Annotated in this window: 15 protein-coding genes; 6 read left to right on the top strand and 9 right to left on the bottom strand. The window is 68.0% G+C overall.

The genetic code is table 11. The features are described from left to right. Positions 1-28: 28 nt before the first annotated feature. Entirely contained in the window at positions 29-1,504 is a 1,476-nt protein-coding gene (pdxR, locus tag AC4OR5_RS02070) for a MocR-like pyridoxine biosynthesis transcription factor PdxR (RefSeq protein WP_058159805.1), read from the bottom strand. A gap of 127 nt (positions 1,505-1,631) precedes the next feature. Between pdxR and AC4OR5_RS02065 the strand changes: the two genes are divergently transcribed. Both AC4OR5_RS02065 and AC4OR5_RS02060 read left to right on the top strand, forming a co-directional pair. Then, a complete protein-coding gene (locus tag AC4OR5_RS02065) occupies positions 1,632-2,081 on the top strand; it encodes a GNAT family N-acetyltransferase (protein ID WP_003142089.1) in 450 nt (149 codons plus the stop codon). Positions 2,082-2,089: 8 nt separating this feature from the next. Further along, on the top strand, positions 2,090-2,764 hold the full coding sequence (locus AC4OR5_RS02060) for a GNAT family N-acetyltransferase (protein ID WP_003096837.1): 675 nt from the start codon (positions 2,090-2,092) through the stop codon (positions 2,762-2,764). 24 nt (positions 2,765-2,788) lie between these two features. Here the strand turns inward: AC4OR5_RS02060 and mtr are convergent, their stop codons facing one another. From mtr to AC4OR5_RS02045, 3 genes are all read right to left on the bottom strand, one after another. Next, entirely contained in the window at positions 2,789-4,042 is a 1,254-nt protein-coding gene (gene mtr / locus AC4OR5_RS02055) for a tryptophan permease (protein ID WP_003096841.1), read from the bottom strand. Positions 4,043-4,222: 180 nt separating this feature from the next. Then, complete coding sequence (gene oadA, locus AC4OR5_RS02050; RefSeq protein WP_003105555.1) at positions 4,223-6,046, bottom strand: sodium-extruding oxaloacetate decarboxylase subunit alpha; 1,824 nt, start codon at positions 6,044-6,046, stop codon at positions 4,223-4,225. Between the two features lie 15 nt (positions 6,047-6,061). Further along, entirely contained in the window at positions 6,062-7,477 is a 1,416-nt protein-coding gene (locus tag AC4OR5_RS02045) for an acetyl-CoA carboxylase biotin carboxylase subunit (RefSeq protein WP_003096848.1), read from the bottom strand. Positions 7,478-7,690: 213 nt separating this feature from the next. Between AC4OR5_RS02045 and pycR the strand changes: the two genes are divergently transcribed. Then, positions 7,691-8,626, top strand: coding sequence for a LysR family transcriptional regulator PycR (pycR, locus tag AC4OR5_RS02040; protein WP_003121355.1), 936 nt, complete (start codon positions 7,691-7,693; stop codon positions 8,624-8,626). Here pycR and AC4OR5_RS02035 read toward each other — a convergent pair. Together AC4OR5_RS02035 and hexR are read right to left on the bottom strand one after the other, a co-directional pair. After that, positions 8,580-8,795, bottom strand: a complete 216-nt coding sequence (locus AC4OR5_RS02035) for a PA3496 family putative envelope integrity protein (RefSeq protein WP_003105559.1) — start codon at positions 8,793-8,795, stop codon at positions 8,580-8,582. The genes pycR and AC4OR5_RS02035 overlap by 47 nt on opposite strands. Positions 8,796-8,901: 106 nt before the next feature. Further along, positions 8,902-9,783: a transcriptional regulator HexR gene (gene hexR, locus AC4OR5_RS02030; protein ID WP_003096857.1), complete on the bottom strand. Its 882-nt coding sequence runs from the start codon at positions 9,781-9,783 to the stop codon at positions 8,902-8,904. An 85-nt stretch (positions 9,784-9,868) separates the two neighbouring features. On the opposite strand from hexR, the gene zwf reads away from it, so the two are divergent. Together zwf and trhP are read left to right on the top strand one after the other, a co-directional pair. Continuing rightward, a complete protein-coding gene (zwf, locus tag AC4OR5_RS02025) occupies positions 9,869-11,335 on the top strand; it encodes a glucose-6-phosphate dehydrogenase (RefSeq protein WP_034029131.1) in 1,467 nt (488 codons plus the stop codon). Between the two features lie 80 nt (positions 11,336-11,415). After that, on the top strand, positions 11,416-12,810 hold the full coding sequence (trhP, locus tag AC4OR5_RS02020; RefSeq protein ID WP_043101488.1) for a prephenate-dependent tRNA uridine(34) hydroxylase TrhP: 1,395 nt from the start codon (positions 11,416-11,418) through the stop codon (positions 12,808-12,810). Here the strand turns inward: trhP and AC4OR5_RS02015 are convergent. From AC4OR5_RS02015 to AC4OR5_RS02005, 3 genes are read right to left on the bottom strand one after another with little or no spacing between them, the layout of a single operon-like run. Continuing rightward, positions 12,804-13,529: a DUF3142 domain-containing protein gene (locus AC4OR5_RS02015; RefSeq protein WP_003096864.1), complete on the bottom strand. Its 726-nt coding sequence runs from the start codon at positions 13,527-13,529 to the stop codon at positions 12,804-12,806. The two genes, trhP and AC4OR5_RS02015, sit on opposite strands and share 7 nt — an antisense overlap. Next, positions 13,526-15,724 carry a PA5441 family protein gene (locus AC4OR5_RS02010; protein ID WP_058159807.1) on the bottom strand — a complete coding sequence of 733 codons (2,199 nt, stop codon included), beginning with the start codon at positions 15,722-15,724 and terminating at the stop codon, positions 13,526-13,528. The genes AC4OR5_RS02015 and AC4OR5_RS02010 overlap by 4 nt, the downstream gene beginning before the upstream one ends. A gap of 58 nt (positions 15,725-15,782) precedes the next feature. Beyond that, positions 15,783-18,638, bottom strand: a complete 2,856-nt coding sequence (locus AC4OR5_RS02005; protein WP_003110347.1) for a putative bifunctional diguanylate cyclase/phosphodiesterase — start codon at positions 18,636-18,638, stop codon at positions 15,783-15,785. 176 nt (positions 18,639-18,814) lie between these two features. On the opposite strand from AC4OR5_RS02005, the gene uvrD reads away from it, so the two are divergent. Then, positions 18,815-21,001 (top strand): DNA helicase II, encoded by a 2,187-nt coding sequence (gene uvrD, locus AC4OR5_RS02000; protein WP_003110348.1) that lies wholly within the window; start codon positions 18,815-18,817, stop codon positions 20,999-21,001. Positions 21,002-21,033 lie beyond the last annotated feature (32 nt).

Here is a 21,033-nt window from a genome sequence, read left to right as displayed (position 1 = left end):
CTGGGCGCGAGGGTGATCCGGGGGCATTCTAGTCAGTCGCGACGACGGGTCCAACCAGGGCCTCCCGCTGCCAGGCCTTGCGCAACGCCCGCAGCGCTTCGTCGATACGCGCCTCGGGTACTGCCGCGAAGCCCAGCACCAGGCCCGCGCGGTCGTCTGGCGCAACGCTGGAGTCGTCCATCCAGTAGTCGCTCAAGGCGCTGATTTCCACCCCGGCGGCTGCCGCTGCGGCGATCAGGGCCCGCTCCCGCGCCAGGCTGTCGACCCGCACGCACAGGTGCAGCCCCGCCTCCACCGCCGGCAACGGCTGGCAACCCGGCGCCTCTGGCCAGCCCCGCAGCAAGGCGTCGCGGCGGGCGCGGGCGGCGCGGCGCATGCGGCGGACGTGGCGCTGGAAATGCCCCTCGGCGATGAAGTCGGCCATGACCCGCTGGGTGCCCACCTCCGAATGGCGTACCTCGATGGCCCGCCGCTGGCGGAAGCGCTCGACCAGCGCCGGCGGGACCACCAGGTAGCCCAGGCGCAACGCCGGGAAGGCGATCTTGCAGAAGGTCCCGACGTAGAGCACCCGGCCCTGTCGGTCCAGCGCGGCCAGCGGCGCCAGCGGCGTACCGCTGTAGCGATACTCGCCGTCGTAGTCGTCCTCGACGATCCAGCCGTCGGCGCGTTCGGCCCACTCCAGCAGCTCCAGGCGCCGCGCCAGCGACAGGGTGACGCCGGTGGGGTACTGGTGCGACGGCGTGACATAGGCCAGGCGGCAGCCGGCAATGCCCGCGAGCCGGTCGCTGCGCAGGCCCTCGGCGTCGATGTCGATCCCGTGCGGTACCGCGCCGGTCGCGGCGAAGGCCAGGCGCGCCGCGCGGTAGCCGGGGTTTTCCACAGCCACCGGATCGCCGTTCTCGAGCAACACCTGGGCGCACAGGCGGATGGCCTGCTGCGCGCCATGGGTGACGATCACCTGTTCCGCCTCGCAGCGCAGGCCGCGAGCGCTGCGCAGATAGGCGGCGATCAGCTCGCGCAGGCGCGCCTCGCCGGCCGGGTCGCCGTAGCCCAGGCAGTCCGCCGGCGGGTTGCGCCAGAAGCGCGCCTGTAGCCGCGCCCAGGTGTCGAAGGGGAACAGGTCGAAGGCCGGCACGCCGACGCGGAACGCTCGCGGCGCGCCTTCCGGCGGCGGCGCCAGGGCCGCCGGGCCGCGCGGCGCGGGAGCGCTCGGGGCGACGGCGGGGGCCCTGCCTGGGATCTCCTGCAACTCGGCAACGTAGGTGCCGTCGCCAGTGCGCCCGTCGATATAGCCCTCGGCGTGCAACTGTTCATAGGCCCGCACCACGGTGTTGCGCGAGACCTTCAGGGCCTGGGCCAGCTCACGGCTGGCGGGCATCCGCGTGCGGCTGCCGAGGCGGCCGTCGAGGATCCGTTCGCGCAGCGCGGCGTAGAGCTGGCGGGCCAGGCCCTGGGCGGGGTCGAGGTGGATGCCGGCGGCGTCGAAGGGCAGTACGGTGGCCATGGCGGTCTCGGAGGGAAGAAAGCGCCAGTGTGGATTGGACCTGTGGAATTGACCAGCAATGGATCTTCTAGCGGACCATTTCCCGGCCTAGTCTGGAGGCACCTTTATCCGGACATGGAACCGAGCCATGAGCACGTCCCTGCAGATTCGTCCCGTCGGCGCCGCCGACCACGCCGCCTGGCTGCCGCTGTGGGAGGGCTACCAGCGCTTCTACAAGACCGAGATCGCCGCCGCTACCAGCGACGCCACCTGGCAGCGCTTCCTCGACGCCGACGAACCGATGAACGCCGCCCTCGCCTGGCTCGACGAGCGCGCCGTGGGCCTGGTGCACTGGATCTACCACCGCTCCTGCTGGACCGTCGGCGACTACTGCTACCTGCAGGACCTGTTCGTCGCCGAGGGCCTGCGCGGCGAAGGCATAGGGCGCCGGCTGATCGAGCATGTCTACGCCGAGGCCGGCGCCGCTGGCTGTTCGCGGGTGCACTGGCTGACCCACGAGAGCAACAGCGACGCGATGAAGCTGTACGAGCGCATCGCCGACAAGTCCGGTTTCCTCCAGTACCGCAGGATTCTCTGAGGCCCACCATGCGCGAACCCTTGAACTGGCGCCCCGTCGCCACTCCACCCCACGCCCCGCTCGACGGCCGCTTCGTCAAGCTCGAACCGCTCGATCCGCAACGCCACGGCGACGACCTGTGGGACGCCCTGCAAGGGCCTGGCGCCGACCCGTTGCTGTGGGAATACCTGGCCTACGGCCCGTTCGCCGAGCGCCCGGCGTTCGACGCCTGGCTGGCCGGCCAGGCGGCCAGCCGCGACCCGCTGTTCTTCGCCGTGCGCGAGCGGCGCACGCAGCGCGCCGTCGGCCTGCTCAGCTACCTGCGGATCACGCCGAAGGATGGCGTCATCGAAATCGGCCATATCGCCTTCGGCGCGCCGATGCAGCGCACACCGGGGTCTACCGAGGCGGTCTACCTGCTCGCCGAACTCGCCCTCGGCCGCCTCGGCTACCGCCGCCTGGAGTGGAAGTGCAATGCCGGCAACGCCCGTTCGATGCGCGCCGCCGAGCGCCTGGGCTTCACCTACGAAGGCACCTTCCGCCAGCACATGGTGGTCAAGCAGCGCAACCGCGACACCGCCTGGTTCTCCCTGCTCGACAGCGAATGGCCGGCGCGACAGGCGGCGTTCGAGCGCTGGCTCGATCCTTCCAACTTCGACGCCGAAGGCCGCCAGCGGCAGACGCTGGAGGCGCTGCGCGACTAGCCCCTGGCAGGGACTGCCGGTCGCTCAACGGTACTCCGGCAGCCAGTGCAGGCTGGCCAGGATGTGCGCGACCGCGTTGGCCACGCCGAACAGCAGCACCAGCACGATCGCCGGCGTGCCGCCCCAGGCGCGGAACAGCGGGCTGCCGAAGCGCTTGCGCGAGGCCCGCGCCATCAGCGCCGGAACGATCACCGCCCAGAACGCCGCGGCCAGCCCGGCGAAACCGATGGCGTAGATGAAGCCGTTGGGGAACAGCAGCCCGCCGATGGTCGGTGGGACGAAGGTCAGCAACGCGGTCTTGAAGCGCCCGAAGTGGCTGTCGTCGAACCTGCACAGGTCGGCCAGGTAGTCGAACAGGCCGAGGGTCACGCCGAGGAAGGAGCTGGCCACCGCCAGGTTGGAGAAGGTGGTGAGCAGCGCGTTCAGCGAATCCGACGCGGTGATCCGGTGCAGGTATTCCACCAGGGTGCCGACGTTGCTGCCGCCGGCGATGATGCCCTTGAACTGCTCGCGCGGGATGGTGCCCAGGGTGCTGGCCTGCCACAGCAGGTAGATGGCCAGGGCGATCAGGGTGCCGATCCACAGCGAACGGCTGATCCGCTGCGGGTCCTTGCCGTAGTACTTCATCAGGCTCGGCACGTTGCCGTGGTAACCGAAGGAAGTCAGGCAGAACGGCAGGGTCGCCAGCAGGTAGGGCCAGTAGACCGCGTCCGGCTCGCCGCTGTTGAACAGGATCGCCGGCTGGATGCGCCCGAGCAGGCCGCTGATGGAGAGGCCGAAGGTAATGATCATGCCGCCGAGCATCAGCGTGGTGATGCGGTCCACCGCGCGGGTGCTCCACCACACCACCAGCGCCACCGCCAAGGCGAACAGCAGCCCGGCGAGCTTTTCCGGCAGGGTCACGCCGAGGCCGCTGGACAGGGTGTAGCCGATGATCGAGCCGCCGCCGGAGATATAGGCATAGGTGAGGATATAGAGGACGAAGGCGATGCTCAGCCCGTTGACCACATTCCAGCCCTGGCCGAGCAGGTCGCGGGTGATGGTCGAGAAGCTCGAGCCCACCGGGTAGTTGAGGTTGGCCTCGAGGATCATCATCCCCGACAGCAGCATGCAGAACCAGGTGAGCAGGAACACCGCCACCGACCAGCCGAACCAGATGCCGGACATGGCGATGGGCAGGGAGAACATTCCGGCACCGACGGCGGTGCCGGCGATGATCATCGAACCGCCGAGCAGCGAGGGCCGGCGGCTGGGCGTTTGAGCTGGAGAGGACGACACCTGGACTTCCCGATAGTCAGCGCCTGCGGCGCGACGCGCCGTTGGGCAGAGGCGGCATTCTAGGCGGCGCGCGCGCCGGGCGCACCCTGGCAGGGCGAACAGCCAGCCGACGCGGCAACCGATGCCGATAAAAAAAGGGGAGCATCATGCTCCCCCAGGGACTTTAACCGTCTGTCGCGGTCAGCCCGCAATCTCGATCAGGATCTCGCCCGGGTTGACCCGGTCGCCCTTGGCCACGTGGATCGCCTTGACCGTACCGGCGATGCCGGCCTGGACCTCGGTTTCCATCTTCATCGCCTCGGTGATCAACACCGCCTGGCCGGCCTTGACGCTATCGCCTTCCTTCACCAGCACGTCGACGATGTTGCCCGGCATGGTGGTGCTGACGTGGCCCGGCTCGCTGGCATGCTTGCGGCCGCTGGCGGAGCCGGCGACATATTCGTTGAGCGGCTCGAACACCACTTCTTCCGGCATGCCGTCGATGGACAGGTAGAAGTGCCGCTTGTTGTCGCTCTTCACGCCGACCCCGGTGATGTCGACGCGGTAGGTCTCGCCGTGCACGTCGATGACGAACTCGGTCGGGGTGCCTTCCGCGCCGGCGGCGGCGACGCCCTTGCCGGTGGGAATCGGCAGCAGTTCCTCGGGCTTCAGGGTGCCGGCCTCACGCTCTTCGAGGAACTTGCGCCCGATGTCCGGGAACATCGCGTAGGTGAGTACGTCTTCCTCGGACTTGGCCAGGTTGCCGATCTCGCTGCGCAGCTTGTTCAGCTCCGGCTTGATCAGGTCGGCCGGGCGCACGTCGATGACTTCCTCGCTGCCGATGGCCTGGCGCCGCAGTTGCTCGTTGACCTCGCCGGGAGCCTTGCCATAGCGGCCTTGCAGATACAGCTTCACCTCGTTGGTGATGGTCTTGTAGCGCTCGCCGGCGAGCACGTTGAAGAACGCCTGGGTGCCGACGATCTGCGAAGTCGGCGTCACCAGCGGCGGGAAACCGAGGTCGGCGCGGACCCGCGGGATTTCCTCGAGCACCTCGCCCATACGGTTCAGCGCGCCCTGCTCCTTGAGCTGGTTGGCCAGGTTGGAAATCATCCCGCCCGGCACCTGGTTGACCTGCACGCGGGTATCCACGCCGGTGAATTCGCTCTCGAACTGGTGGTACTTCTTGCGCACCGCGTGGAAGTACATGCCGATCTCCTGGATCAGCTCCAGGTCCAGGCCGGTGTCGTAGGGGGTGCCGCGCAGCGCCGCGACCATCGACTCGGTGCCCGGGTGGCTGGTGCCCCAGGCCATGCTGGAGATCGCCGTGTCGATACGGTCGGCGCCGTTTTCCACGGCCTTCAGCTGGCACATGCTGGCGACACCGGCGGTGTCATGGGAATGCACCACCACGTCCAGCGGCAGGGCGTCCTTCAGGGCCTTGACCAGGTCGCCGGTGGCATAGGGGGTGAGCAGGCCGGCCATGTCCTTGATGGCGATGGAGTCGACGCCCATGTCGGCCATCGCCTTGCCCTGGGCGACGAAGGCCTCGATGGTGTGCACCGGGCTGGTGGTGTAGCAGATGGTGCCCTGGGCGTGCTTGCCGGCGGCCTTCACCGCCTCGATGGAGACGCGCAGGTTACGCACGTCGTTCATCGCGTCGAAGATGCGGAACACGTCGATGCCGTTGACCGCCGCCTTGGCCACGAAGGCGCGCACCACATCGTCGCTGTAGTGGCGGTAGCCGAGCAGGTTCTGCCCGCGCAGGAGCATCTGCAGGCGGGTGTTGGGCAGCGCTGCCTTGAGCTTGCGCAGGCGTTCCCACGGGTCTTCCTTGAGGAAGCGCACGCAGGCGTCGAAGGTCGCGCCGCCCCAGACTTCCAGCGACCAGTAGCCGACGCGGTCGAGCTTGTCGCAGATCGGCAGCATGTCCTCGGTGCGCATGCGGGTCGCCAGCAGCGACTGGTGGGCATCGCGCAGGATGGTATCGGTGACGCCGGTCTTCTTCGCTTGGATGGTGTTGCTCATGTTCTGCTCCTTCCCTTACAGGCCGGCGTGGGCCGCGATGGCGGTGGCGATGGCGATGGCCAGGTGCGACGGGTTGCGCTTGATCGAGTACTGGGTCAGTTCCGGGTGGCTTTCGACGAAGCTGGTGTTGAACTGGCCGCTGCGGAATTCCGGGTTGCGGAGGATTTCCTGGTAGTACGGCGCGGTGGTCTTGACCCCTTGCACGCGCATGTCGTCAAGGGCGCGCAGGCCGCGATCGAGGGCCTCTTCCCAGGTCAGCGCCCAGACGATCAGCTTCAGGCACATCGAGTCGTAGTACGGCGGGATGGTGTAGCCGGTGTAGATCGCCGTGTCGGTACGCACGCCGGGGCCGCCGGGGGCGTAGTAGCGGGTGATCTTGCCGAACGAGGGCAGGAAGTTGTTCTTCGGGTCCTCGGCGTTGATGCGGAACTGCAGGGCGTAGCCGCGATGGACGATGTCGTCCTGCTTGACCGACAGCTCCAGCCCGGAAGCGATGCGGATCTGCTCGCGGACCACGTCGATGCCGGTGATTTCCTCGGTGATGGTGTGCTCCACCTGGACCCGGGTGTTCATCTCCATGAAGTACACCTCGCCGTCGGCGAGCAGGAACTCCACGGTGCCGGCGTTCTCGTAGCCCACCGCCTTGGCCGCGCGCACCGCCAGATCGCCGATGTAGGCGCGCTGCTCGGGGGTGAGCTGCGGGCTCGGGGCGATCTCGATGAGCTTCTGGTTGCGGCGCTGGATCGAGCAGTCGCGCTCGAACAGGTGCACGGTGTTGCCGAAGGAATCGGCGAGGATCTGCGCCTCGATGTGCTTGGGATTGACGATGCACTTCTCGAGGAATACTTCGGCGCTGCCGAAGGCCTTGGTCGCCTCGGAGATCACCCGCGGGAACGCCTGTTCCAGCTCCTCGCGGCTGTTGCAGCGACGGATGCCACGGCCGCCGCCGCCGGAGGTGGCCTTGAGCATCACCGGGTAGCCGATCCGCTCGGCTTCGCGCAGGGCCTCGGCGAGATCGGCGACGTTGCCTTCGGTGCCGGGGGTGCAGGGCACGCCGGCGGCGATCATGCTGCGGCGGGCTTCGGTCTTGTCGCCCATGCGGCGGATCACTTGCGCCGACGGGCCGATGAACTTGATACCGCGCTCGGCGCAGATTTCCGCCAGCTCGGCATTTTCCGAGAGGAAGCCATAGCCGGGGTGCAGGGCGTCGCAGCCGCTTTCCACCGCCAGGTTCACCAGGGCGCGCGGGTTGAGGTAGCCGGCCAGCGGGTCCGCGCCGATGCTGTGGGCTTCGTCGGCGCGCTTGACGTGCAGCGCGTGGCGATCGGCCTCGGAGTAGACGGCCACCGAGCGGATGCCCATCTCGGCGCAGGCGCGCACGATGCGGACGGCGATCTCGCCGCGGTTGGCGATCAGGATCTTCTTGATCACGGAGGTCTCCCTCTTCGGGGTTGGGAACCTGGTACGGTCGATCCGGATATTCCGGTCGCTGCATGACCGGCAGGCAGCTCCCGGTCGCACTTTTACCCTACCCCCGCGAGGGTGATTAACAAAAATCAATAATTATTGGGATAGCCATTAGAAAAGCTTTATAGTCGCCCGACCGATCTCGGTCAGAGTGTGACTGGAATGCGTAAGTCGTTGATGCGTATGACATTACGGCAGCTTCAGGTTTTCCGTGCCGTATGCGAGAGCCGCTCCTACAGCCGGGCGGCGGAGGAAATGGCCTTGACCCAGCCGGCGGTCAGCCTGCAGATCCGCCAACTGGAAGAGCTGGTCGGCCAGCCGCTGTTCGAGTACGTCGGCAAGAAGCTCTACCTGACCGATGCCGCCGAAGCCCTGCTGAAGACCAGCACCGACCTGTTCCAGCGCCTGGAAAGCCTGGACATGCAGCTCTCGGATCTGAAGGGCTCGCTGCAGGGCCAGTTGCGCCTGGCGGTGGAGTCCAGCGCCAAGTACATCACCCCGCACCTGTTCAAGGCGTTCCAGAACCTGCATCCGGAAGTCAGCCTGAGCCTGACGGTGGTCAACCGCACCCAGGTGATCAAGCGCCTGGCCGACAACCGCGACGACCTGGTGATCATGTCCCTGGTACCGCAGGACATGGCCCTGGAGTTCCTGCCCTTCCTGAACAACCCGATCATCGCCGTGGCGCCGCCGGACCATCCGCTGTGCAACGCCGCGAAGCTGGCCCTGAAGGACCTGGAGCCCTTCCCGCTACTGGTCCGCGAACCGGGCTCCGGCACCCGCAAGGCTTGCGAGGAGTTCTTCCAGCAACGCCGCGCGCACTTCTCGCAGATCCAGGAGATCGCCTCGCTGGAGTCCCTCCGCGAAGGGGTGATCGCCGGCCTCGGCCTGGCCCTGCTGCCGCGCCATGCGGCGCACCAGGAACTGGCCAACGGCCTGCTGCGCGAACTACCGGTGGAGGAATTGCCGCTCTATCGCAGCTGGTGCCTGGTGCACGCCAAGGGCAAGCGCCTGAGCCCGGTGGCCCAGGCGTTCGTCGCCTTCGTCCGCGAGGAGCGGGCGCTGATCAGCCAGCTCGCTGGGCGCTTCGCCGGCCCTGGCGGTTCGAGCTGAGGTAGGCGGCGGCTACCAGCTCGGGGTAGTCGGCCAGTTCCTGGCGCAGGCGCAGTTCTTCGCAGTGGTCCTCGATCGCCCGGCGGAATTGCATGCGCCGCTGGTCTTCGAGCTTGCGGCGGGTTTTCGAATCCACGTGCTGGGCATTGGCATCGCTATGACGGGGCATCTCGCGTCTCCCATGGCCGACTGGCTGGAGTCGCGAGCATCGCGCAGCAATGTGACGGTTTGGCGGCAGGCCGGTGAAGACTGCGTTATGCCTTCCCGGCGGCGCCTCAGGACGGCTCGCCGCGCTCTTCCTGGTTCTTCATCACCTTCGGCGACAGGCGCAGGCTGCGCAGGCTGCGCTTGACGCTCTTGAGGTGGTTGACCAGGTCCGGGCCGCGGGCCATGGCCACGCCCATCGCCAGCACGTCGATCACCACCAGGTGGGCGATGCGCGAGGTCAGCGGGGTGTAGATGTCGGTGTCCTCGTGCACGTCGATCGCCAGATTGACCGTGGCCAGGTCGGCCAGCGGGGTCTGGCTCGGGCACAGGGTGATCAGCGTGGCGCCGGCCTCGCGGACCAGGTTGGCGGTGATCAGCAGGTCCTTCGAGCGACCCGACTGGGAAATGCAGATGGCCACGTCGCTGGGCTTGAGCGTCACCGCCGACATCGCCTGCATGTGCGGGTCGGAGTAGGCCGCCGCCGACAGCAGCAGGCGGAAGAACTTGTGCTGGGCATCCGAGGCCACCGCGCCGGAAGCGCCGAAGCCGTAGAACTCCACGCGCTGGGCGTGGGCGATGGCGGCGATGGCGCGCTCCAGGGCGTGGGTGTCCAGGTGCTCGCGGACTTCCATCAGGCTGTGCAGCGTGGTGTCGAAGATCTTCAGGCTGAAGTCGGCCACCGAGTCGCTCTCGTGGATCGAAAACTGGCCGAAGCTGGCGCCGGCCGCCAGGCTCTGCGCCAGCTTCAGCTTGAGGTCCTGGAAGCCGCTGCAGCCGATGGCGCGGCAGAAACGCACGATGGTCGGCTCGCTGACCCCGACCCCATGGGCCAGTTCGGCCATGGAGCTGTGCATGACCGACGCCGGATCGTTGAGAACATGATCGGCGACCTTGAGTTCCGACTTGCGGAGCTGTTGGCGGGACTGGGCTATGTGCTGCAGCAGGTTCACAGGCTGGACTCGATTCTCTGTAGTAACCTTGTAGTTATACTACAAACAGTCAGCCACGCCCAGCCAACGCCGTCGGGAGCTTGCCTTGAGTACACCAGCCACTCCAACGTCCTGCGACATCCTGGTCTTCGGCGGTACCGGCGACCTGGCCCTGCACAAGCTGCTGCCGGCGCTCTATCGCCTGCACCGGGAGGACCGCCTGCCGGCCGATACGCGGATCTTCGCCCTCGCCCGCAGCGCGCTGGACAACGCCGCCTTCCTCGCCCTCGCCGAGCGCAACGTCCGCGCGGTGGTGACGCGCAGCGAGTTCGCCGCCGAACAATGGAAAGGCTTCGCCGCGCGCCTCGACTACCTGGCCATGGACGCCTCGCAGAGCGCCGACTTCGGCCGTCTCGCGCGGCACCTGAAGAGCAGCGAGGGCCGGGTGCTGGTGCACTACCTGGCGACCTCGCCGAGCCTGTTCGCGCCGATCGCGCAGAACCTCTCCATCGCCGGCCTCGCCGGGCCGCAAGCGCGCATCGTGCTGGAAAAACCGCTGGGCCATTCGCTGGACTCGGCGCGGGCGATCAACCAGTCCATCGGCCGGGTGTTCGACGAGTCGCGGGTGTTCCGCATCGACCACTACCTGGGCAAGGAAACCGTGCAGAACCTGATGGCCCTGCGCTTCGCCAATGCGTTGTTCGAGCCGGTCTGGCGCGCGGCGCACATCGACCATGTGCAGATCAGCGTCAACGAGACCCTTGGCGTGGAGAACCGCGGCGGCTACTACGACCACGCCGGGGCGATGCGCGACATGGTGCAGAACCATCTGCTCCAGTTGCTCTGCCTGGTGGCGATGGAGGCGCCGGTGCGTTTCGACGCCGAGGCTGTGCGCAATGAGAAGCTCAAGGTGCTGCAGGCGCTGAAGCCGATCTCCGGGCTCGACGTGCAGGACAAGACGGTACGCGGCCAGTACGCCGCCGGCAGGATTGGCGGCCAGGAGGTGCCGGCCTACTACTTCGAGAAGAACGTCGACAACGACAGCGATACCGAGACCTTCGTCGCGCTCCAGGCCGAGGTCGAGAACTGGCGCTGGGCCGGGGTGCCGTTCTACCTGCGCACCGGCAAGCGCATGGCGCGCAAGTGCTCGGAAATCGTCATCCAGTTCAAGCCGGTGCCGCACAGCCTGATCGACGGCGGCGGCGGGCCGGCCAACCGCCTGTGGATAAGGTTGCAGCCGGAGGAGCGGATCAGCGTGCAACTGATGGCCAAGACCCCGGGCAAGGGCATGCAACTGGAACCGGTGGAGCTGGACCTCAACCTGGCCGAGGCCCTCAGCCGCAACAAGCGGCGCTGGGACGCCTACGAACGCCTGCTGCTGGACGTGATCGAGGGCGACTCGACGCTGTTCATGCGCCGCGACGAGGTAGAGGCCGCCTGGGGTTGGGTCGACCCGATCCTCGCCGGCTGGCGCGAGCACTACCAGAGCCCGCGGCCCTACCCGGCCGGCAGCAACGGCCCGGAACAGGCGCAACTGCTGCTGGAACTGCAGGGTCGACGCTGGCTGGAATGACGCGGACATTGATCCGGCTCAGGATCGCCCGGCGCGCGCTCGGCTAGAGTCGCGCGCCCACGTCGTTGCGAGCCCGAACCATGACCGCCACCGCCCTCCGCCCCGAACTGCTGTGCCCCGCCGGCACCCTGAAAAGCATGCGCTATGCCTTCGCCTACGGCGCCGATGCCGTCTACGCCGGGCAGCCGCGCTACAGCCTGCGGGTGCGCAACAACGATTTCGACCACGCCCAACTGGCCGAAGGCATCGCCGAGGCCCACGCGCTCGGCAAGCGCTTCTACGTGGTGGTCAACATCGCCCCGCACAACGCCAAGCTGAAGACCTTCCTGCGCGACCTGGAGCCGGTGGTCGCCATGGGTCCGGATGCGCTGATCATGTCCGATCCCGGCCTGATCATGCTGGTTCGCCAGCATTTCCCGCAGATGCCCATCCACCTGTCGGTGCAGGCCAACGCGGTGAACTGGGCCACGGTGCAATTCTGGCGGCAGCAGGGCCTGACCCGGGTGATTCTTTCCCGCGAGCTGTCGCTGGAGGAGATCGAGGAAATCCGCCAGCAGGTACCGGACATGGAGCTGGAAGTGTTCGTCCACGGCGCCTTGTGCATGGCCTATTCCGGGCGCTGCCTGCTGTCCGGCTACATCAACCGCCGCGACCCCAACCAGGGCACCTGCACCAATGCCTGCCGCTGGGAATACAAGGCGGTGGAGGGCCGCGAGGACGAGCTGGGCAACGTGGTGGCGCGGGAGCCGACCCTGGGACGCGGCGCGCCGACCGAGCAGGTATTCCTCCTCGAGGAAGGCAACCGTCCCGGCGAACCGATGGCCGCCTTCGAGGACGAACACGGCACCTACATCATGAATTCCAAGGACCTCCGCGCCGTGCAGCACGTCGAGCGGCTGGCGCGGATCGGCGTGCACTCGCTGAAGATCGAGGGCCGTACCAAGTCCCACTACTACGTGGCGCGCACCGCCCAGGTCTACCGCCAGGCGATCGACGACGCGGCGGCCGGCAAGCCGTTCGACCGCGGTCTGATGGACACCCTGGAGTCCCTCGCCCACCGCGGCTACACCGAGGGCTTCCTGCGCCGCCACGTGCACGACGAGTACCAGAACTACCAGCACGGCCATTCGCTGTCCGAGCGCCAGCAGTTCGTCGGCGAACTCACCGGCGAACGCCGCGACGGACTGGCCGAGGTGGAGGTGAAGAACCGCTTCCAGCGCGGCGACAGCGTCGAACTGATGACTCCGCGAGGCAACCTGAGCCTGCGCGTGGAGGACCTGCGCAACGCCGCCGGCGAAGCCATCGAGGTGGCGCCGGGCAATGGCCACGTGGTCTACCTGGCGCTGCCGGAAGGCCTGGACCTGCGCTACGCGTTACTGATGCGCGATCTCCAGCCCGGCCAGGACACCCGCCAGCCGCAGGCCGAACGCAGCGGCGGGTGTGCCGGCAAGGGCGCTTGCGGCTGCGCTCACTGAGGGTTGAGCAGGAACACCACGTAGCCCCTGAACCAGGGGCTCTTTTCCAGGTAGTCGGGGGCTTGCCAGTCGCCGCCCTGGACCAGGCCGATCCGGTACGGCAGTTGCAGGCGGCTGACCCGCGGGAGGTAGGCGGCGTGGTTGGGAATGCTGTGGCGCCCCTGGTAGGTCTGCACCACCACTTCGTCGACCACGCCCTTGAGCCGGTTGATCGCCGCCGGCTCGGCGTTGCTGCCCCAGTCGAGCAGCCCGGTGATGCTCAAGCGGTATTCGCGGGGCAGGCGCCGGCGCAGGTCGCGGAGGAAATCGACGTACTCGTCGAGGTAGCGGGTACGCGCATCGAAGTCGATCTGGATGCCGACCACCGGGTTGCCGGCACGCTTCCAGCGCTGCACCTGGTTCAGCACGGCCTGGTAGATCTGCGGCGTCCAGCGCAGGGTATGGGCGCGGTACACCACCCAGACCTCACCCCGCGCCAGGCGCGGCACCGAGATGCCCTGGGCGATCAGCCGCACGCCCTCGCCGGGGCGCCGGCGCGACTGGCTGATCTGTCCCTGCAGGATGTACAGCGTCTCGGCCCGCGCCAGCACCGGCTGCGGCGCGACGCCGCTCCACAGCCAGAAAGCGCCGTAGTCCTCGGCGCGCACCGCGGCCTCGACGGACGGCAACAGCGGCAGGCCCAGCAACAGGCCCGCCAGCCAGGCTCGCCAGCGCCTCACCAGTAGTACTTCAGTTCCTTGGCCCAGGAGCTGTCGGCGTAGGTCGACTTGAGCGTACGGAACCATTGCTTGCGCTCGGCCTGCGGGATGTCCTGCTGGCCGCAGGTGTTGTAGCCGGCCGGGGCGAAGCAGTTGATCGCGCGGAACAGCGCGTAGGCCTTGTCTTCGCGCGGTGCCTTGGGGTTGTCCATGACCAGGCGATAGCCATCCAGCCGGGAGTACACCGCGCCCTTGAAGCCGCTCGGGGTGCCGCCCAGCTCGTTGGCCTCGGGCTGGCTGTCCAGCGGCATGCCGTCGAGACCGTTGCGCAGGATGAATTCGCCCAGGCAGTTCAGGCCCTTCGGGTCCTTGTCATCGGCGGCCAGCGCCGCGGCCGACTCGGCGATGGCCGGGCAAACGTAGCCGGACTCGGCCTTGTCGCCCGTCCAGCGGAACAGCTCCAGGCTGTTGCCGGCGCCGTAGACATAGCCGAGGCTGGTGCCCAGCTTGGTCTGCGAGGGGGTTTCGCCGAGCAGCGCGAAGTCCTTGCCGAAGTCGGCGAAGCGGCTGCGGCGCAGGTCCTTGTAAAGGAGAGTGAACAGCGCGCTGTCGCGCTCTTCCGCCGTCGCCCCCTGCTTGGCCTGGCGGCGCAACAGCGCGGCGTCGGCGACGTTGCGCAGGAGGATGCTGCGCAGCAGCGGCTCCTGGACCGGCGAACCTTCGGCGAAGACCTTTTCCAACTGGCCGCTGCGCTCGTAGTTGAGCGCCAGGGCCAACTGCAACTGGCCCTTCTGGTACGGCTGCGCGGCCTGCGGCAACAGTTCCAGCCAGAGCGCCTCGGCGGCTTTCCAGTCCTTCTGTTGCTCCAGCGCCAGCCCACGCAGGGTCTGCTGGCTGAAGCCGACGTAGTCGAGGCTGCCGACCTTTTGCGGCAGCGCTTCGAGGGTCTTCGCCGGGTCCTGGTCGACATAGAAGCGATAGGCCGCCTGCAGGTAGGCGAACAGTTCGGGATGCGCGGCGAAGCTGGCCTGTTGGGCCTGCAGTGTTTCCCAGGTGAAGCTGCGCGGGGTCGACGGATCGTGGGCGCGCATCTGCACCAGGTCGGCCACCGCCAGCAGCAGCGGAGTCTGGATGTCGCCGAGCTGGATACCGGTCAGGAGCTTGTTGTCGACCTCCTGGACCAGGTCTTCCAGGGCCATGTTGCGCTGCCCTTGCTCGGCTTCGGCGAATTGCGTGGCATAGTCCTGGGCCAGCAGCTTCTGGTCGCCGGCCAGCCAGTGCACGCGCCGCTGCAAGCCCTTGGCCGAGGCGGCGTAGAGCCCCTTCGGATACGCCTGCAGGTAGGCCTCGAGGGCGCTGCGGGTCTGTTCCAGGCGAGCCTTGTCGACGTTCTGCAGCTCGGGGAAGCCCATGTCGTCGAAGGCGTTCTGCTGGGCGGCGTTGAGCAGGGTGCGCGCCTGCAGGTACAGGGCGGTTTCCTTCAGCCAAGGCTGCGACACGTCCTGCAACGCCTTGAAGCCCTGTTCGGCTTCGTCGAAGCGGCCGCTGTAGAAGTTGGCCGCAGCCTCCAGGTACGTGGCGAAGGCCTTGCCTGCGGCCGACTCGACGCCTTGCGCGAGCACACCGCCCAGTTCCTCTTGTTCCCAGCCGCAGGCACCGAGCAGCTCCAGGCGGCTGTTGGCCAGTGCCTTGGTCTCCGCCTCGCCCAGCCCGGCGTCACGCACCTGGCGAAGAAACGCCAGCGCGCTGTCCTGGTCGTTGCTGCGGCAGCGGCTGCCCTCGCCCTCGAAGAATTCGGCGCCGGCGATCTTTTCCGGTAGCGCTGCGGCGCCCATCTGCCGGGCCAGTTCGGCGAGCGGCGAGGGCGCTGGCGCAGGCGGCGGTGTCTCCGCCTCGCTCACCGCCGGCGCAGGCGGCTGGCTGCCGTCGCCGGGCAGCAGGCGGAACAGGCCGAACGGCACCAGACCGTAGCCTTCGAGCTTCTCTTCCTCCGACGGCGGCGCCTCCACCAGCCGCCAGTGGCCGGCGTCGGCCAGCAGCAGGCGCAGGTTGGCGCGGGTGTCGTTGCCCGGGGCGAGGAACGGCAAGGTATCGCAGACACCGCCGCCGACCAGCGACCAATCGGGATAGCAGGAGTCGTCGCTGCTGGCCTGGGCCAGCGGGGAGAGACCGGCGCCCACCAGCAGGAGGGCAGGAAGAAGCGGCTTCGAGCGCATGAATCGTCCTTAATTCGTGGGAGTCGAAAGTGCTACAGCATACTCCGCCGGATCGCGTTCAACGAGCCTGGCGCAAACCTTCCTCCAGGGCATGGGCCGGCAACGGCCGGCCGATCAGGTAGCCCTGCAGCTCGTCGCAACGCTGGGCCACCAGGAAGTCCCGCTGCTCGATGGTTTCCACGCCTTCGGCGACCACCTTCAGGTCGAGGCTGTGGGCCATGGCGATGATCGCCCGGATGATCGCCGCATCCTCGCTGTTCTGGGTCAGGTCGCGGACGAACGACTGGTCGATCTTCAGGTAGTCCAGCGGCAGGCGCTTCAGGTAGCTGAGCGAGGAATAGCCGGTGCCGAAGTCGTCGACCGACAGCTTCACCCCCATCTCGCGCAACTGGCGGAAGGTCGCCAGGACACTGTCGAGGGCGTCCAGCCACTGACTTTCGGTCAACTCCAGCTCCAGTTGCACCGCCGGCAGGCCGCTGTCGGCCAGCGCCGAGCGCACTACGTCGAGCAGGTCGCCCTGGCGCAACTGGTGGACCGAGAGGTTCACCGAGACCCGCAGGTTCAGGCCCCGCTGGCTCCACTCGGCGGCCTGCAGGCAGGCCCGGCGCAGGACGAATTCGCCGATCTCGCCGATCAACCCGCACTCCTCGGCCAGGCCGATGAAGGTCGACGGCGGGATCATGCCCTCCTCCGGATGGTGCCAGCGCACCAGCGCCTCGACCGAGTCCGGGCGGCCGCTGGCCAGGCACAGCTTGGGCTGGTAATGCACGTCCAGCTGGCCCTCCTCGACCGCCTTGCGCAACCGGGTTTCCAGGCGCAGGCGTTCGAGGGTGCTGTCCTGCAGGTTGTCGCGGAAGAACTGGAAGGTGTTGCCGCCGAGTTGCTTGGCATGTTGCATCGCCAGGTTCGCCTGGCTCATGAGCACGGAGATTTCCCGCGCCTGCTCGGAAAACAGGCTGATCCCCAGCGAGGCGCCGAGGATCAGCTCGTGGCCGAGCACGCTCACCGGCTGGCGCAACTGGACCAGCAGGCGTTCGGCCAGGCGCGACAGGGCCGCGGCGCCGGTGCCGCCATCGAGGAGGATGGCGAACTCGTCGCCGGCCAGACGCGCCAGGGTGTTGGCTTCCGGCGCGGTGCGCCGCAGGCGCTGGGCCATCTCCCTGAGCAACTGGTCGGCGACCTCGTGGCCGAGGCTGTCGTTGAGCAGCTTGAAGCGGTCCAGGTCGATCAGCAGCAGGGCCAGCCCGCCCTCCTCCTGGCGCGCCCGCTGGGCCGCCTCGTGCAGCCGCTCGCGGAACAACCGGCGGTTGGCCAGGCCGGTCAGTTCGTCGTAGTGCAGCAGGTGACGCAGGCGCTCCTCGACGTCGCGGCGGGCACTGAGATCGGTGAAGAAACCGACGATGTGGGTCGCCTCGCCATTGCCATCGCGCAGCAGGTTGAGCTGCAGCCATTGGGGATAGGGATCGCCATTCTTCCGCGTATCCACCAGTTCGCCCTGCCACTGCCCGTGCTGGCGCAGCTCGGCGCGGATCTGCCGGTAGTGGCGCTGGGCCTCGGGGGTATTCACCAGCAGGCTGGCGTTGCGCCCGACCACGTCCTCGCGGCGATAGCCGGTGATGCGACTGAAGGCCTGGTTGACCGCCAGCAGGTTGTAGGCCGGATCGAGGATCACGATGCTCTCGCTGGCCGCCTCGAACACTGTCGCGGCCAGTTGCTGCTGCTCTTCCAGGCGCTTGCGCGCGCTGATGTCGCTGCGCGTGCCGAGCATCCGCGTCACCCGTCCCCGCGGGTCGCGAGCCATGGCCCGGCCACGATCCTCCAGCCAGCGCCAGCCGCCCTCCCGGTCGCGCACGCGGTACTCCACCCGGTACAGCTCGCTGCGCCCCTTGAGATGTTCGGCGAGGGCGCGACGGATACGCGGCAGGTCGCCGGGGTGGATGCTTTCGATCAGCCTGCGATAGTCCTCGGGACCGTCCCCGGCGTCGCTGAAGACCGCCTCGAGATAGGAATGCTGGACCCGGCCGCTCTCCAGGTTCCAGTCCCACAACCCCAGTTCACTGGCCTCCAGGGCCATGGCCAGGCGCGCCTCGCTCTGGCTGAGCGCCTGGCTGGTCGCGCCAAGCTCCTCGGTGCGCGCCTCCACCCGGCGCTGCAAGGCATCGCGGGCGGCGCGCAGCTCGCGTTCGACCAGGCGTCGCTGGCCGACCTCCTGGGCGAGCTTGCGATTGAGCGCTTCGGCCTCGGCGTTGACGCGCTCCAGGTGCAGGTTCAGCGCCTGGGTCTGGAAGCGTCGCAGCAGCGCGCCCTGCACCAGCCGGTGGATCTGCCCGGCGACCACCAGCAGCGCCACCAGCAGGATCAGGCCGAGCACGCCCCAGCCCTGCAACAGGCTATGCGGCTGCAACAGCAGGAAAACGATGGATGGCAGCAGGCCCGGCAAGGCGAAGGTGAGGAAGGCCGGCAGGCTCACCGCATAGGCGACGCTGGCGGAGAGGATCGCCGCCGCCACCAGGCCGAACACCAGCACCTGCTGGAGGAAGGCATCGGCCGGGACCAGCATGATCACCGCGAACGCCAGGGTCAGGCCCGAGGCGCCGGCGCCGCACAGGAAGGTCCGCCGCCAGTGGCGGCTGGCCTGGCGACGGCTGTCGGCCTGCTGGAAGGCGGCGACCTGCAGCAGGCGCAGGACGGCGAGCAACACCAGCCAGACCAGCCAGCCACCGAGCAGCCAGCTGCTGACCTTGCCCCACACCAGGCAGGCGCTGGTCACGCCGCCGAGCAGCATGAGCAGGGTCGGCGTGCGCGAGCCGAGATAAAGGAGCCGGGTACGCTCGATGGCAATTTCGCGGGCGTAGAGCCGCAGTACATCGGTGCTGCCGCCCGGCAGCGCCAAGGGCTCGACATGGACGGTCATAGGCGCTTGTTCTTGTAGTGGTTTGCCTTGAAGTGGCCGGAGCATAACCGAGCAGGGGCAGGCTGCCCAAGGCCGGGATAGAGCATTTTTCCGCAGCCAGGCCCGACGCTGCGCCGGCCTGCGCCGAATGGCGGCCCGGTTTGCCCGGCTTTTCCCCGCCCCGGTAGAATGCCGCGATGAACGACGACCTCTCCCTCCTGCTGAACTCCCTCAACGACCCGCAGCGCCAGGCCGTGGCCGCGCCGCTGGGCCGCCAACTGGTCCTCGCCGGCGCCGGCTCGGGCAAGACCCGCGTGCTGGTGCACCGGATCGCCTGGCTGATCCAGGTCGAGCACGCCTCGCCCTACAGCATCCTGTCGGTGACCTTCACCAACAAGGCGGCGGCGGAGATGCGCCACCGCATCGAGCAGTTGCTCGGGATCAATCCGGCGGGCATGTGGGTCGGCACCTTCCACGGCCTCGCCCATCGCCTGCTGCGCGCGCACTGGCGCGAGGCCGGGCTGAGCGAGAACTTCCAGATCCTCGACAGCGACGACCAGCAACGCCTGGTCAAGCGGGTGATCCGCGAACTCGGCCTCGACGAGCAGCGCTGGCCGGCGCGCCAGGCCCAGTGGTTCATCAACGGGCAGAAGGACGAGGGCCTGCGGCCGCAACACATCCAGCCCGGCGGCGACCTGTTCCTCGCCACCATGCTGAAGATCTACGAAGCCTACGAGGCGGCCTGCGCCCGCGCCGGGGTGATCGACTTCTCCGAGCTGCTGCTGCGCGCCCTGGACCTCTGGCGCGACCATCCCGGCGTGCTCGAGCACTACCAGCGGCGCTTCCGCCATATCCTGGTGGACGAGTTCCAGGACACCAACGCCGTGCAGTACGCCTGGCTGCGGATTCTCGCCAAGGGCGGCGACAGCCTGATGGTGGTCGGCGACGACGACCAGTCGATCTACGGCTGGCGTGGCGCACGGATCGAGAACATCCAGCAGTTCAGCGACGACTTCGCCGACGCCGAGGTGATCCGCCTGGAGCAGAACTACCGTTCCACCGCGTCGATCCTCAAGGCCGCCAACGCCCTGATCGCCAACAACCAGGGACGCCTGGGCAAGGAGTTGTGGACCGACGGCGAGGACGGCGAGTCGCTGAGCCTGTACGCCGCGTTCAACGAGCACGACGAGGCGCGCTACGTGGTCGAGTCGATCGAGAGCGCGCTCAGAGGCGGCCTGGCGCGCAGCGAGATCGCCATCCTCTACCGCTCCAACGCCCAGTCGCGGGTGCTGGAGGAAGCCCTGCTGCGGGAGAAGATTCCCTACCGCATCTACGGCGGCCAGCGCTTCTTCGAGCGTGCCGAAATCAAGAACGCCATGGCCTACCTGCGCCTGCTCGACGGCCGCGGCAACGACGCGGCGCTGGAACGGGTGGTCAACGTGCCGGCACGCGGCATCGGCGAGAAGACCGTGGAGAGCATCCGCGAATTCGCCCGCGGCAACGATGTGTCGATGTGGGAGGCGATTCGCCTGATGATCGCCAACAAGGTCCTGCCCGGCCGCGCCGCCAGCGCCCTGACCGGCTTCGTCGAGCTGATCGAGAATCTTTCGGCGAAGGTCATGGACATGCCGCTGCACCTGATGACCCAGACGGTGATCGAGCAGTCCGGACTGATCAGCTACCACAAGGAAGAAAAAGGCGAGAAAGGCCAGGCCCGGGTGGAGAACCTCGAGGAACTGGTCAGCGCCGCCCGCGCCTTCGAGAACAGCGAGGAAGAGGAAGACCTCACCCCGCTGCAGGCCTTCCTCAGCCACGCCTCCCTGGAGGCCGGGGAAACCCAGGCCGACGCCCACGAGGACAGTGTCCAGCTGATGACCCTGCACAGCGCCAAGGGCCTGGAGTTCCCGCTGGTGTTCCTGGTCGGCATGGAGGAAGGGCTGTTCCCGCACAAGATGAGCCTGGAGGAATCCGGCCGCCTGGAAGAGGAACGCCGCCTGGCCTACGTCGGCGTCACCCGCGCCATGCAGCGACTGGTCCTGACCTACGCGGAGACCCGCCGGCTCTATGGCAGCGAGACCTACAACAAGGTTTCGCGCTTCATCCGCGAGATCCCGCCGTCGCTGATCCAGGAAGTGCGCCTGTCCAATACCGTCAGCCGCCCCTACGGCGGCACTTCGCGCAACGCCGGCGGCAGCCTGTTCAGCGGCGCCGGGGTGCCGGAGACGCCCTTCTCCCTCGGCCAGCGGGTGCGCCACGCGCTGTTCGGCGAAGGGACTATCCTCAACTTCGAAGGCGCCGGCGCCCAGGCCCGGGTGCAGGTGAACTTCGAGAGCGAAGGCAGCAAGTGGCTGATGCTCGGCTACGCCAAGCTGGAAGCCCTGTAGCGGCGCAGCCCGTGGAGAAGGCCCGGAGGAGG

This window comes from Pseudomonas sp. YA1, assembly GCF_058680555.1.
Note: the sequence above shows the minus strand (reverse complement) of the source record. Positions and strands in the feature narration are given on the sequence as shown.